This window comes from Pedobacter sp. SG908, assembly GCF_011759615.1.
GTDB lineage: Bacteria > Bacteroidota > Bacteroidia > Sphingobacteriales > Sphingobacteriaceae > Pedobacter > Pedobacter riviphilus.
On the sequence record NZ_JAAOYY010000002.1, the window covers coordinates 801,771 to 816,057 of the forward strand.

Consider the following 14,287-nt stretch of genomic DNA (forward strand, 5'->3'; position numbering starts at 1 on the left):
CAGCCCCGAATTTTTCATGAGGGCTATAGCGAATGGCGGGGCTTTCTGAGCCGATAAACACAGAAACCCGCTTTTCAAAAAAAGATTCCCAATCAAGTTGGGAATGACGGAACTATGTAGATTTATCTAAATCAAGAAATCGATTTCCCGAATGGCGTAAAGGCCAAGTTCATTAACTTAAAATGCTGGCGCCCGAATGGAATACCTATAATGGTAATGCAAAGTAAGATACCAAAAAACAAATGGGTTAAAGCAATCCAGAAACCACCACAGAAAATCCAGATCAGGTTCATGATGGTAGAAAGACAGCCTGTGTTTGATGAGGTATCGGTTATTTTGACCCCAAAAGGAGCTAGACCCACAATTGCGAATTTAAAACATTGGATACCAAAAGGAATCCCCACAATGGTTAGGCAAAGGATTAATCCTCCAATAATATATTCGAAAAAAATAAAGATACCGCCAAAAATAATCCAGATTATATTGCCTAAAAAGTTCATTGTGTTTTTTAGTTTAAGATTTAATAACAGGAATTTTGTTACAGATTGTTAATGTATTCTACTTGGATTCTTCGTAATTTAGAATTACACACAAAAGAAACACAACATGAAAAAATTAATTCTTGCAGCGGCATTCGTCGCTTGCTTTGGGGTACCGTACGCCAAAGCCCAAAATGTAAATGGCGTAAAGCTAACCGATATCCACGTAGATTATATTCAAATTCGTGCAGTAAGAAGTTTTTTAGCCGATAAACAATGGATTGCGCTCGAATATGGACAAAAGGTAAGTGATTATAGCGAATTGTATATCAGAGATGATAATGCTAAAAAACTCGAGTTTAATTCGGCAATTGATGCCGTAAATAAAATGAAAGCGTATGGTTATGAGTTGTTTAGTGTTTATACAGAGCAGGTAGACCAATCTTCAAACAAGCCGGTATATGTGTTAAAAAGGAAGTAAATAATAAAGAAGTCAAGTTTCATAGCAAACTGCTTATTAAACTTGACTTCTTTGTAATATCTATATAAAATCGAGCGTATTAAACTTTTTATTCAGAATATCTGCATTGTTTACATCCAGCCACTTATCTAAAATGGTACCATAAACCTGCCTGAAATCCAGTTGATATTTTAAATCGCCGGTATCTAAATCGCTTAAATTAGGTGCTGCATTAAAGATCCCTTGTTTCTTCAATCTCCCACCAAAAACAAACATATTATTTGCCGTTCCGTGGTCGGTGCCGTTACTGGCATTTTGTTCTACCCTACGGCCAAATTCTGAGAAGGTAATCACCAAAGTATCTTCAAGCTTATTGTTCGATTTTAGGTCTTTCAAAAAAGCAGCCATTCCTTCACTATATTGTTTAAGCAGATTGCCTTGTTGGCCGGTTTGATTCACATGTGTATCGAAACCACTTAATGAAACATAATAAACCCTGGTTTTTAATCCTGAAGAAATAAATTTAGAAACTGTTTTCAATTGGTTCGCAAAACCCGAAGTAGGGTAAGTAGATTTAGACTGATAAATTTTGGAAGTATTCTGTATATAACTGGCAGAGGATGAAGTTTCAATCATAGTTTTATACAAATAGCCTAAATTATCTTCGTCTAAATGTTCCTTATCATTCTGCAACATAGCCTTAAAAAATGGATCATTTGTATTGCGGAACAAAGTTGCAGGATCTTTTAATGCAATTCCTTTTTTAGTCTGGCCTTTCATTGCTAGAGAAAGTGAGTCATCAACTTCTATCGCGGTATAAGGGAATTTACAGGTTTGGCAATTGCTATCTAAATAACGACCAATCCATCCGGTTGATAAAAATTGATTACTATCGCTACCGGTTTGCCAGATATCCATCGAACGGAAATGCGAACGGTCGGGGTTTGGGTAGCCAACATCGTTAATAATGGTCATCCAGCCCTGATCGTAAATTTCTTGCAGGGCAGCCATGTTCGGATTTAATCCCTGCATATTGTTCAGTTTGATTATCTCTTCGGGTTTAATGGCAATACTATTTCTTTTTTGGTAGTAAATGTCGTTTCCGAAGGGAATAACCGTGTTTAAGCCATCATTTCCGCCAGAAAGCTGTACCACAACCAGGTTTTTATAGAGGCTCAATTCATCAAGTGCCATGGCCTCAAGTGGTTTCATAAAAGCCGGAACGAATAGCGAACCTGCTGCAACAAATCCTGTATTTCTTAAAAAATTTCTTCTGTTCATCTTGTTAGTAGTTAAGGGTGTTTTGGGTTTAGTGGTTCATTGGTTGATGGTTCATCGTTTTATCAAACTATCAATCCCCTTTACTTTAATAGCTTAGGTATTCAGCTTTTTGACTATCAACTATGAACCATTAAACTATTATCCTAATCGTTTAGCACAACTGATACTCAGGCATACTTGTAATTTCTACTGCAGTACTTCGCAGTCCTTTATTATCGCTTACCATTGTTGTTATTTTGGTATTTAATTTCGGTTGCAATAAAAACTCAGTAAGCTCCAATGGCGTTAATCCTTTTGGTAAGGTGTTTAAAAATTTGGGCCAATCTGCGTTTGCGTTTACATAAGATTTTGGTTTCATATTGGCATTTGCATTGGTGGTAGCTGTCCGACTTAAGGCAATTACGGCTTCATCTTCAGGATCAGCTTTACCACTAAAATCGATTTCACCATCATTTAAAACAAGCGAAGGAATCCGCATTCTTAACATTAACGATGAACTATCAATCCAACTTTGTCCGCCAGGCCAACCTGCAACATTGGGTGGGTTAAATAAATACTGCCCTAAACTGCTTTGTAGTTGTATTAAAACCTGTGGTTTATTATAGGTAACATAAAACTCACGGCTTAAACCCACCAAAAATTCGGCAGGTGATTTAATTTTTGTGCCTACATTTTCAGGGCTATAAAACCAATCAGATGTAAACAGTTTTTTCATCATTGAGGCGATATCGTATTTCGAGTTGTAAAAATGTGTGGCAAGCTCTTTAATATGATCCTCATTTGGGTTATCATTTACGAAGAATTTATATACTTTCTTGGCGATAAACTGTGCGGTTTCTGGTTTTTCGAGAATAATATCGATAATGTTTTCGCCTTCAAAATTCCCGATTTTACCGAAAAAGGTTTTTGTTCCCGCATCGTGCAGATTTTGCCTGAAAATAAATGAACCATCTTTGTCGTACATCCAGCCGGTAAATGAGCGGGCAGATTCTTTAATGTCTTGCTCGGTATAATTTCCCCTCCCCAGGGTAAAGAGTTCCATGAGCTCGCGCGCGAAATTCTCATTTGGTTTACCTTTTCTGTTCTGCTGGTTATTTAGATATTGAAGCATTGCAGGCGACTTAGAAACCTCAACCAATAAGGTTTTAAAGCTGCCAAGGGCATTTGTTCTTTGGATGTTATTTAATTGTTGAGCAAAAAATGGGTTGTTGCTGCGGCAAGCAAAGTGGCCATGCCAAAAAAGCGTCATTTTTTCCTTCAACGGGGCATCGGTATTGATCATTTTTGTAATGAAGGCAATATTCAGATCGCGGCTCACTTCGTTTTGTTCACGTATAATCTCCTGACGCATTTTCTTTTCTTCATCAGTCAATTCTTTTTTTGAGTATAAACCTGCCTGGACCAAAAGCTGCCGTCTCGATTCGTAATCATTCACTAAATTAATAGGATCGTTTTTTTGAGAATCTTTAAGCAGATTGTCTACCACCTTCGTGAGGTTTTTCTTGCTTAATTTTTCTAGGTCTGCATAAGATATGCCGAAGCCTGCCCGGTTGTAAAGATGTTTTACTTTTATGAAATTATCTTTTGCGCTCATAATGAACTGTTTTACAGTATGACATATTTAAAACGCCAGGGTTTAATCTTTGTTTTCTTTCTTATTTTTGTTTATGTTTTTTCAGTTATTAGATGATAATCCAGGCTTTCCAGATCCGGCTTTGGCAGAAGAGGATGGTTTACTGGCCATTGGAGGAGATTTAAGTACGGAGCGACTGTTAATTGCCTATTCGAATGGTATATTTCCATGGTTTAGCGAAGGCGAGCCAATTCTCTGGTATTCGCCACACGAACGTTGTGTGATTTATCCTGATAAGATCAAAATCAGTAAAAGCATGCAGAAGGTTTTAAATCAGCAAGTTTTCAAGATTACTTTTAATCAGGCTTTTGCTGATGTGATCCGCAATTGTGCAACTACTGAGAGGAAAGGGCAGGATGGTACCTGGATTACCAACGAAATGCAAGATGCTTACATTAATCTTCATCAGCAGGGCTATGCGCACAGTGTAGAGGTTTGGCTAGAGGATAAATTGGTTGGAGGCTTATATGGCTTAAAAGTAAACCGTGTTTTTTGTGGCGAAAGTATGTTTAGCCATGTAAGTAATGCCTCAAAAGCAGCATTGATTTTTTTAAGTAAAATGAATATCGATTTAATTGATTGTCAGCTGCCGAACGATCATTTAATGAGCTTAGGTGCCGAAATGATCGATCGGGAATTGTATATGGAACTGCTTCAGGCTCCTTAATACTAGCGTTCGTTATCAATTAAACCTTGCTCGCGCATTGCATTTTCTATCCGTTTATCCGGAATAAACCAGATGCAGGCTACAATGAAATAAAGTGCAACGCCAATCCATGGGTTTATAAAACTTAGTGCAATGCCTCCGATATAAAAAAGTAATGAGAATTTCCCTTTCGCATCATTTCCAATGGCATGTACCACAAGCGAATGCTGACCTTCTGTTCTTTTGATTACGATTACCAACAGGGTGTAAGAAACAGCGGCAAGCAGGAGCACGGCACCATAAACCACCACCGGCCATAAGGCAAAATGATGTTCACCCATCCATCCGGCTGCTACTGGGAATAATGAGAGCCAGAATAAAAAATTAAGATTTGCCCAAAGCATTGATCCGTTTACTTTTTTAACTGCATGCAGTAAATGGTGGTGATTGTTCCAGTAAATACCTACGTAGATAAAACTTAAAACATAGCTGATGAATTTTGGAATAAGCGGTTTTAAACTGGCTAAAGTTTCGCCATGCTCAGGTACCTTGATTTCTAAAACCATAATGGTAATGATAATTGCAATTACCCCATCACTAAATGCTTCTAATCTGCCTTTGTTCATAAAAAAATCACTGTTATTAATCCGGTACAATTATCAATGAAATTATCTTATAAAACAAAACCTGCAAGCTTTTGGCCTGCAGGTTCTTTATTGTTGTTTTGTTGAAATTATAATTCTCTTACCCAGATGTTCCTGTAACTAATTGCAGGACTTGGATCGCCGTGATCTTGTAATTTGATTGAAGAAGGGCCATGTTTTTTATATTCAGGAGCGCCGATATACCTGGTTGTACCCTTTAATACAAATCCGTTCTGTAAAAGCACACCGTTTAAAAATACGGTAACACTTGCTGGTTTTTGTACTGTTCCATCTTCGTTAAAACGTGGCGCATTCCAAATGATATCGTAATATTGCCATTCGCCTGGCTTTTTGTTCGCATTAGCTAAAGGAATTGCTTGTTTATAAACACTGCCTGTTTGTCCGTTCACATAAGTTTTGTTGTTATAAACATCTAAAATCTGGATTTCATAACCATCATCGCCTCCGCCAGTTGAGGCTAAAAACACCCCACTGTTCCCACGTGCCTGACCCTCGCCTGATATGTTTTCAGGAATTTTCCATTCTAGATGTAACTGGTAATCGGTAAACTTTTTATTTGTTTCAATGTTTCCAGTCCCTTTTTTTACAGTGAAAAACCCATCGTCTATAGTCCATGCTGCTGGTTTCGAAGGATCTTTAACCGAATGCCATGCGTCCAGATTTCTTCCATTAAAAAGAATTGTCGCATCAGATGGTGCATCTTGAGGTAATTTACCTGGCGTAACAATTTTAGGAACGGGCTCCCAAACCTCGGTTGTTTTTGGGTCATTGGCAGGATCTGGTTTTTTATCTTGTGCCATAGCTTGCCCTGCAAAAAATGCAGGAATAAATAATAGTGTATACTTGTTCATAATTGTGGTTTAACTTTCTAAAGTTAACCAGTTTATTAAGAAATGGAAACTGGTATTTAAAATTTTACCCTAAATCATCCACAACATACGTTTCACTTATAATCACTTCATCAGGAGCAATGTCTTCTTTTCGTTGTTCAGCTAAATCGCGCACAGGGCAATAGCCCGTAATACCACGGTACAGTAAGCCTGCACCAATTGCTGCACCGGTTAGGCCAATTACAGGATGCGAAAAAATACTGGTGATGCCTTTAAAAAGTAAATATGTTCCTGCAGCGCCAGATAACCAGCGTTCTGATTTCGAAACGTTTTCGAATAATTCTGGGTACTTCCAGGCTTCTTTAACATTGTTTATCGCAGTATTAAAATCTTGATTTGTCATGATGGTAAAATTTATGTTCTACAGTATAACAAGTTAAGTGGGAATGAGTTTTGAAAAGAAAATTAAATGTGGCCCATAAGATTTCTCCATTCCACTGCGTTTCAGTCAGGAGATGACGAGTTAATATTGAATGCCTAATTTAATATATCGCGTATATCTTCTTTGCTTAACGATTTAAAGAAACTTTCTTCAGTTGTAATTAGAGCGTTTGCGAGCGATTTTTTACGGTTTTGTAAAGCCAATATTTTCTCTTCAACAGTGTCTTTTGCAATAAATTTATAGATGAAAACCTTTTTATCCTGACCAATGCGGTGTGTTCTATCAATAGCTTGTTGCTCTACCGCAGGGTTCCACCAGGGGTCGAGGATAAAAACATAGTCGGCCTGGGTTAGGTTTAAACCCACACCACCAGCTTTTATTGAGATTAAGAAAACCTTCAGCTCGGTATTCTGCTGAAATTCAGAAACGATCTCGCCGCGGTTACGGGTTGCACCATCCAAATAAGCAAATGGAATGTTCTCCTCTTCAAAATGTTTTTTAAAGATATCCAGGTGTTTTACAAACTGAGAAAATACCAAAACCTTATGCCCTCCTTTAAGTACATTATCCAGCGTATGAATGACGTTTTCGAACTTTCCAGAATCTGAAACATAGGTGCCATCAATCATTACGGGATGGTTGGCTAGTTGGCGTAAAGCGGTTAATCCTTGTAAGAGCTGCACTTGTTTCTGTGCAAAAGTTCCATCGTCCATGCTTTGCAATAAATCGTTGCGATAGGCCGATTTTGTTTTTTCGTAATAAGCGGCCTGATCTTCACTCATGTCGCAATATATTACCTGTTCCGTTTTAGGTGGTAATTCTGCCGCCACTTGCTCTTTTGTTCTACGGAGTACAAAGGGCTTGATAATAGATTGAAGTTTACGCGCTTTTTCTTCGTCTTTTTTCTTTTCTATCGCTTGCACGTATTCTTCATAGAAAAATGCTTGCGTACCTAATAAACCAGGGTTTAAAAAAGTTAACTGTGACCATAAATCACTCACCGAATTTTCTACAGGTGTACCGCTCAAAATCAGTTTGTGTTTCGATTTTAAGCTTCTAACGGCTTTGAACGATTTGGAAGCAGGATTTTTAATGTTCTGACTTTCATCCAGAATAATGTAATTGAAATAAAAGTTTTTCAGTTCATCTACATCTACTCTGGTTACGCCATAAGTGGTAATGATAATATCGTAATTGGCAAAATTGGCAACATCTTTATTTCGGTTGGTACCTGTATGTGCCAGTATTTTAAGCTTTGGTGTAAATTTTTTAGCCTCCGTTAACCAGTTGTAAATTAAAGAGGTAGGCATGATGATCAGCGAGGTTGTTTGCGTTTCAAGCAATTGGTCATCTTCTTTCACCTTTTGAAGCATGGCCAATGTTTGGATGGTTTTACCCAATCCCATATCGTCGGCTAAACAACCACCGAAATTGTATTCGCGTAAAAAGCTGAACCAGTTATAACCGGCTTTCTGGTAATCGCGTAAACTGCCTTTAAAATGAACAGGCATCTGAGTATCGGCAATATCCTCAAAGTCTGATAATCGCTGTAACTTGCGCTCAAGCGTAACATTAGCCAGGCTGTCTTCGGCCAAATCGTTAATGAGACCGATATGGTGTTTCTTTAATTTTAGCGTTTTTCCGGCCTCCGCCAAACTGAACAAACTGCCATATTGCGTAAACCATTTATCTGGAATAATGGCCACTTCGCCATCAGGCAATAAAAACTCACGCTTTTTGTGTAGAATATGTTGCTTTAGTGAAAGAAAAGGAATCTGGTATTTCCCGAACCATACTACGGCATGGATATCGAACCAATCGTTTCCTTCTTTAACTTCAAGATCTATTTTACTGGCGCCGAAAACGAATTTTTTCTGGCCCGTTGCCTGTTCAATTTCGTAACCTGCCGCTTCTAAAAGTTCAATATGTTCATTTACCCAATTAATTGCCGCATAACTTGGGTTTTCATCAGCTGAAATTACTTCCAGGTTGCTGAATAAAGAACTTGTTTTTTTTAGCCCTAATGATAACAGTAAATTGAACTGTTTTTTCTCCCACTCTGCAGAACGTTTGATGCGGTGGAAAATATAATTATCGGCTGTTTTTTCTAAACGTACAGTTACTTTATGTGCGTTTTCTACAGGGAAAGTGTATTCGCCGTATTTAAAGTACAACTGAATCTGAGAAAGTCCGCCATCCACATACAGCACTTTAATTACGGGTATAGCTTCAAATTGTTCGGTTCTGATTTCGAAACCTTCGGCATACACATGGTGTTTCTCTATTAAAGGGGCAACAAACTTTTCGAAATAAGTAGCTTCAGTTGTTTGGGGTATGGCAATAAAACGTTTATTTAAAAAGGGCTGCAGTTTTTTCCCTTCAATATCCTGATCAAAAAAATACAATACATCGTTAAGCAGTAACCAGGCAGGTTTGTTGCTGATAATTTGCGCTTCTTTAAACATAAATTCGATGCGCAGGTTCTGATATTTGATGGTAGGAAAATAACGTGTTTCAGTTTCGTTCCTTCTGAAATGAAAAAGGATAGATGCGGGCTCTTCAGCCAGTTCGATTTTGCGCTCTACAGGCCAGCCATCTTTATCCATCACATAAAGTTCGTTTTTTACCTTTAAAAGCTCTAAAGCTTCTGCAAGTTTTTTCTCGATTTTAGGACGAACATTTTCGTAAAATTTATTGTCGAAAATTTTGGTGAAAAACTCAGTTGGCCTGATTAGTTTTTTATAATATTTTTTAATCAGCGAGTCTTGCTCAATGTCGTCTAAAATCTTGATCAGCTTATAATCAATATCACTTAAACAGGCATTAAATTCTTCTGCGGTATGCGTAAAAATCCGTTGGTAAGTAAAAGAAAAATCCCCCTGTGGGTTGAGCTGAACAACGTGAGGCTCAATTAAATAGCCCAGGTACTCATGCTTGCACAAAGAGTACACTACTTTACAGGCTTTTGAACTATCGACACGTAACATTGATGGAGATAAAAATTTTTCTAAGCTAAGCGCTTAAAAAACTTTAAACTTACAATATTTTGCTGTTACATCAAAAAGAAGTAACTGTTTTTGAGATAAAAATTATCAGTTTTTTTATCGGAATTTAAAAGAACGGTTAATTGCCTTGATTGTATTAGTTAGAAATGGGGCTAGTACAGCAACATAAAACAAAAAAGGCATCCTGAAAATCAGAATGCCTTAAAAACTTGTTAATTATTGTTTATTTCCAGCCACCGCCTAATGCACGGTATAGGTTTACCACCGACTGTAATTTTTGTAACCGATCATTAATGCCGCTTAATTGAGCGGTTAACAAACTTTGTTCTGAAGTTAAAACGTCAGTATAATTTGTTGCCGAACTGTAGCGCAATAATTCTTTGGTAAAATCTACCGCTTTAGTTAGCGAGGCGATTTGTTTTGCTCTTGTTGCTTCTTTTTCTGAAGCCGTTTGGTAAGCGTACAAAGCATTCGATACTTCCTGTCCGCCGGTTAACAGCGTTTGTTGAAAGTTGTAAAAAGCAATCTGTTGATTGGCTTCAGCTGTTTTTAAACGTGCTTTGTTTGCGCCTTTTGCAAAAATGGGCTGCGTTAAACCACCCACTAAATTATAGAAGATAGATTTGCTAAAGAAATCCTGTAATTGTAAGCTTGATAATCCACCTGCTGCGGTAATGGTTAAAGCAGGGTAAAAATAAGCTTTCGCTACGTTGGTGTTTTCGAAAGCCGATCTGAAACCAAATTCAGCAGCTATCACATCCGGACGGTTTTTTAACAGTTGTGCAGAAACCCCGGTTTGCAAATTCGCATAAGGAGTCTGTTGATCTAAGGTAGTACGGTTAATTGTATTTGGTGCTTTAGCAACCAAAATACTTAATGCATTTTCGGCCTCTTTAATGCTTCTTTTTAAATCAGGCAAGGTTACCTGGGCTGCATATAAATTGGCTTCACTTTGTACAACCGCTGCACCATTAACTACTGCGCCTTGTTTAAGCTCTTTCATGGTTTCCACATCTTTGGTTCTCACCTTAATGGTTTCTTCGGTAATGGCCAGCTGCTTATCCAGTGCCAACAAAGCATAATAATTATTAGCAATGGTAGCAATTAACTGGGTTTGAACAGCACGTTTTGCTGCATCGCTTTGCAATAATGTAGCGTAAGCACCGCGTTTTGCGCTACTTAATTTCCCCCAAATGTCAGCTTCCCAACTGGTGCTCAACTGTGCTTTGTAGGTTTGGGTTTCCAGGTTGATGTTAATCCCTGCTGGAAAATTCTGTGCTGCCGCAGAAGCTTTATTGTCGGTTACATTTACATCGGCTTGTAAGCTTGGTAATAATGCACCACGGCTTTGTATTAAAGTAGCTTCTGCAATTTTAATGCGTTCAATCGCTTGTTTCAGGTCTAAATTTTCATTTATCCCTTGCTGAATCAGCGACTGTAAAGTGGTATCTGAGAACAACGTTTTCCATTGCAGATCGGCAATGGTTGTTGTATCTGTTGTATTGTTATCACGGTATAAACCTTCGCTCTTAAGTTGCGGGCGCTCGTATTTTTTAGTTACGCAGGCACTTAAACTGAGGATGGCTAAACCGATTAAAATGGAATGCTTATATCTAAATTTCATGGTTTTAAAATTAATGTGGACGGTTAACCGCTAGCTCATACTCTTCTTCTGTTTGTTCGCGATCAATGCCTTCCTCAAAAGGAGATTTGTTACTTATTTTCTCCTGTAAGGTTTGGAAAACAATGAACAAGGCGGGAATTACAAATACTCCGAATATCGTACCGATTAACATACCGCCTACAGCTCCAGTACCAATTGAGGTATTACCTGCTGCCCCAACACCTGATGACAACATTAATGGCAATAAACCCAGGATAAAAGCAAAAGAGGTCATCAAGATCGGACGTAAACGGGCAGTTGCACCATCAATGGCCGCGTTAACAATGCTCATTCCCTTTCGTCGTCTGTCTACCGCGTACTCTACAATCAGAATGGCATTTTTTGCGAGCAAACCCACCAACATAATCAAGGTAATCTGTGTGTAAATGTTATTGTCTACACCAAATATTTTATCAAAGATAAATACGCCGGCCAAACCGATTGGCAATGAAAATAATACAGCTAATGGCAATATATAACTTTCGTACTGCGCCGAAAGGAGAAAGTATACGAAGATTACGCAAAGCAGGAAGATAAAAATTGTCTGACTGCCACTGCTTACTTCTTCACGCGATAAACCCGAGAACTCATATCCGTAACCTGTTGGAAGGTGGATTGCGGCTTCTTCCTGAATGGCCTTAATGGCATCACCAGAACTAAATCCTGCATTGGGGTTCCCAGTAACCGCAATTGAGGTATATAAGTTAAAACGCGAAATAGCCTGTGGTCCGTAAACTTTTTCTAAAGTGATAAACTCAGAAATAGGGGCCATTGTACCGCTCGAATTACGCACGTAAATGCTGGTTAAACTTTGTTGGTTGGCGCGGTACTTGGCATCTGCCTGATACATTACCCTGTACTGTTTACCAAATTTATTAAAGTTTGAGGCATAAACACCACCATAATAACCTTGTAAAACGCCCAATACATCGCTAACGGTTAAGCCAGCTTGTTTTACTTTTGCCACATTTACATCAATCTGATATTGTGGGAAATTCGGATTGAACGAGGTTGATGCATACTGAATTTCTGGACGTTTACTTAAAGCTCCTAAAAATGCATTACCCACTTCGTTGAATTTTTTAATGTCTCCACCGGTTTTATCCTGTAACTGGAATTCGAAACCACCACCAGTACCAAAACCCTGGATGGTTGGTGGAGCAAAGAAAATTATCTTCGCACCTTTAATACTAGCTGCTTTTGCAAATAATTCACCAATAATGGCTTTAACATCGCGTTTGCGTTTATCCCATGGTTTAAGCCTTGCGATAACCATACCATAGGAACTACCCGAACCACTGATCAAACTTCGGCCAACAACCCTAAATGTAGCCTCTACTTCTGGTACCTTACTTACAATATCATTGATTTTTACAATAATTTTATCGGTTTCTTCCTGTGAAGTAGAAGGTGGCAATGAAATGTCAGAGAAAACCGTTCCTAAATCTTCGTTTGGTACAAAACCTTTAGGCGTCGTATTCATAATCCACACTAACACCACAGCGAAAACAGCGATTCCTAAACCTGCCAGCCATCTTTTTTTACCCAGGAAGCCAACAGAGCGTTTATATTTTTGCGTTACAGCATCAAATGAAGTGTTGAAAGCAGTATAAAAACGCTGTAAGAAATTTTTACTTTTTTCGTGATCTTCTGCGTGTGGTTTTAAGAACATCGCACACAGTGCCGGACTTAATGTTAAGGCGTTGATTGCTGATAAAATAATCGCGATAGCCAGTGTTAAACCGAATTGTTTATAAAATACACCAGACGAACCTTGGATAAAACTTACCGGAATAAATACCGCCGCCATTACCAGTGTAATCGAAATAATCGCACCACTAATGTCGTCCATCGCATCTTTCGTCGCCTTTTTAGGGTCTTTGTAACCGGCATCGAGCTTGGCATGTACGGCCTCAACCACTACAATGGCATCATCTACCACAATACCGATGGCCAGTACCAATGCAAATAAGGTTAACAGGTTAATGGTAAAACCGAATAAACTCAGGAAGAAGAAGGTACCGATAATAGCCACCGGAACACTGATTGCTGGAATTAAAGTTGACCGGAAATCCTGTAAAAAGATAAATACCACCAGGAATACCAAAATAAATGCTTCGATCAAGGTGTGGATTACCTTTTCGATTGAGGCATCCAGGAAGTTATTTACGTTAACAACCGTTTCGTAATGAATGCCTTTGGGGAAAGAAGTTGCTGCTTTATCTAAAGTTTTAATCGAATTTTCGATTACTTCTTTCGCATTCGAACCTGCTGTTTGACTAATGGCAATACCTAGGGCTGGTTTACCATTAAACTTTACATAGCTGGCATAACTTTGTGCCCCAAGCTCTATTCTGGCCACATCTTTTAGGCGAAGAATCTGTCCGTTTGCATTTGCCTTAATAATAATGTTGCTAAACTCAGTTTCCGTTTTTAAACGGCCGCTGTATTTTAACGTGTATTGAAAAGCCTGATTTCCCTGCTCGCCAAACTGACCTGGTGCAGCTTCGATGTTTTGCTCAGCAAGGGCTACGCTCACATCGTTTGGCACCAGGCCATAAACGGCCATTACTTCTGGCTTGAGCCAGATACGCATGGTATAATCTAAAGTACCAAATGCACTTGCATCACCCACACCACTAATCCGTTTAATTTCGGGAATGATGTTAATGTTGGCATAATTCTGTAAAAACTTCTGATCATATGACGGGTCATCACTGTAAATAGCGAAAATAAGCAAATTACTCGCCTGTCTTTTTGCTGTGATTACACCCGATCTGGTTACCTCTGCAGGTAATAAGCTGGTAGCTCTGGCTACACGGTTCTGCACGTTTACTGCTGCTAAATCGGCATTTGTGCCTAATTTAAAGTTGACTGTAATGGTTGCAGTACCATCATTACTGGCGCTAGACGTCATGTAGGTCATGTCTTCCACACCATTTATCTGCTCTTCCAGCGGAACAACAACACTACTCATTACCACATCGGCGTTTGCCCCCTGGTACGAAGCCGATACCTGAACGGTTGGCGGTGCAATTTCGGGATATTGCGAGATGGGTAAAGTTACAAGGCCTAATACACCTAATATTACAATTATAATGGATATAACTGTCGATAAAACGGGCCTATCTATAAATTTCTTAAACATAATTAATATTGATTACACTGCTAGAGTGTGATTTC

At 38.6% G+C, this 14,287-nt stretch carries 11 protein-coding genes; 2 read left to right on the forward strand and 9 right to left on the reverse strand.

Translation table 11 applies throughout. From position 1 onward, the window contains the following. Positions 1-131: 131 nt before the first annotated feature. Positions 132-500, reverse strand: coding sequence for a YccF domain-containing protein (locus FHT21_RS18395; protein ID WP_113949056.1), 369 nt, complete (start codon positions 498-500; stop codon positions 132-134). Between the two features lie 106 nt (positions 501-606). Here FHT21_RS18395 and FHT21_RS18400 point away from each other — a divergent pair, with 106 nt between their 5' ends. After that, positions 607-960 carry a hypothetical protein gene (locus tag FHT21_RS18400; RefSeq protein ID WP_167296200.1) on the forward strand — a complete coding sequence of 118 codons (354 nt, stop codon included), beginning with the start codon at positions 607-609 and terminating at the stop codon, positions 958-960. A gap of 60 nt (positions 961-1,020) precedes the next feature. Here the strand turns inward: FHT21_RS18400 and FHT21_RS18405 are convergent, their stop codons facing one another. Beyond that, entirely contained in the window at positions 1,021-2,220 is a 1,200-nt protein-coding gene (locus tag FHT21_RS18405; RefSeq protein WP_167296201.1) for a DUF1501 domain-containing protein, read from the reverse strand. 151 nt (positions 2,221-2,371) lie between these two features. After that, the gene (locus FHT21_RS18410; protein WP_167296202.1) at positions 2,372-3,814 is read right to left on the reverse strand and encodes a DUF1800 domain-containing protein; all 1,443 of its coding nucleotides are present in this window, start codon (positions 3,812-3,814) and stop codon (positions 2,372-2,374) included. Positions 3,815-3,887: 73 nt separating this feature from the next. Here FHT21_RS18410 and aat point away from each other — a divergent pair, with 73 nt between their 5' ends. Beyond that, positions 3,888-4,520 carry a leucyl/phenylalanyl-tRNA--protein transferase gene (gene aat / locus FHT21_RS18415; protein WP_167296203.1) on the forward strand — a complete coding sequence of 211 codons (633 nt, stop codon included), beginning with the start codon at positions 3,888-3,890 and terminating at the stop codon, positions 4,518-4,520. Between the two features lie 2 nt (positions 4,521-4,522). Here the strand turns inward: aat and FHT21_RS18420 are convergent, their stop codons facing one another. The 6 genes from FHT21_RS18420 to FHT21_RS18445 form a co-directional block, all read right to left on the reverse strand. After that, positions 4,523-5,125: a TMEM175 family protein gene (locus tag FHT21_RS18420; protein ID WP_057931511.1), complete on the reverse strand. Its 603-nt coding sequence runs from the start codon at positions 5,123-5,125 to the stop codon at positions 4,523-4,525. Between the two features lie 107 nt (positions 5,126-5,232). Then, positions 5,233-6,015 (reverse strand): DUF1080 domain-containing protein, encoded by a 783-nt coding sequence (locus FHT21_RS18425; protein WP_167296204.1) that lies wholly within the window; start codon positions 6,013-6,015, stop codon positions 5,233-5,235. Between the two features lie 64 nt (positions 6,016-6,079). Then, positions 6,080-6,397 carry a DUF2892 domain-containing protein gene (locus FHT21_RS18430; RefSeq protein ID WP_167296205.1) on the reverse strand — a complete coding sequence of 106 codons (318 nt, stop codon included), beginning with the start codon at positions 6,395-6,397 and terminating at the stop codon, positions 6,080-6,082. A gap of 134 nt (positions 6,398-6,531) precedes the next feature. After that, a complete protein-coding gene (locus FHT21_RS18435; RefSeq protein WP_167296206.1) occupies positions 6,532-9,423 on the reverse strand; it encodes a DEAD/DEAH box helicase in 2,892 nt (963 codons plus the stop codon). Positions 9,424-9,664: 241 nt separating this feature from the next. Continuing rightward, positions 9,665-11,065, reverse strand: coding sequence for an efflux transporter outer membrane subunit (locus FHT21_RS18440; protein WP_167296207.1), 1,401 nt, complete (start codon positions 11,063-11,065; stop codon positions 9,665-9,667). 10 nt (positions 11,066-11,075) lie between these two features. Beyond that, positions 11,076-14,252: an efflux RND transporter permease subunit gene (locus FHT21_RS18445; RefSeq protein WP_167296208.1), complete on the reverse strand. Its 3,177-nt coding sequence runs from the start codon at positions 14,250-14,252 to the stop codon at positions 11,076-11,078. Positions 14,253-14,287 lie beyond the last annotated feature (35 nt).